Annotated in this window: 1 protein-coding gene; it reads left to right on the top strand. The window is 64.2% G+C overall.

What is annotated here, in order from left to right; all coding sequences use genetic code 11:
• Nucleotides 1–48: 48 nt before the first annotated feature.
• The coding region (locus EIP85_RS22675) for a transposase (protein WP_164871880.1) at nt 49–344 on the top strand (296 nt) is incomplete at its 3' end.

Raw genomic sequence — 344 nt, 5'->3', positions numbered from 1 at the left:
GGGCATCGTCAAGTTGACGGGTGTTGGCGTGCAGTCTAGCGAGCCTGCATGATCAGCAGCACCGAAGCTCCGTCGCTCAAGGGCTACCGTTTCCCGCGTTCAGTCATCGCCTATGCGGTGTGGGTCTATCACCGATTTGCCCTCAGCCTGCGCGATGTCGAGGACCTGCTGGCCGAGCGTGGGGTGGTCGTCAGCTACGAGACCATCCGTTCTTGGTGCCGCCGCTTCGGGCCGCAGTTTGCCGCCTGTATCCGACGGGATCGGCCTGCCGCCGCGGACAAGTGGCATCTCGATGAGGTGGTAATCTCGATCCGCGGCCGGAAGCACTGGCTCTGGCGCGCCGT

The sequence above is a fragment of the Solirhodobacter olei genome (assembly GCF_004010155.1).
Lineage (GTDB): Bacteria > Pseudomonadota > Alphaproteobacteria > Rhodobacterales > Rhodobacteraceae > Solirhodobacter > Solirhodobacter olei.
This window is presented reverse-complemented; position numbering and strand designations above follow the sequence as displayed.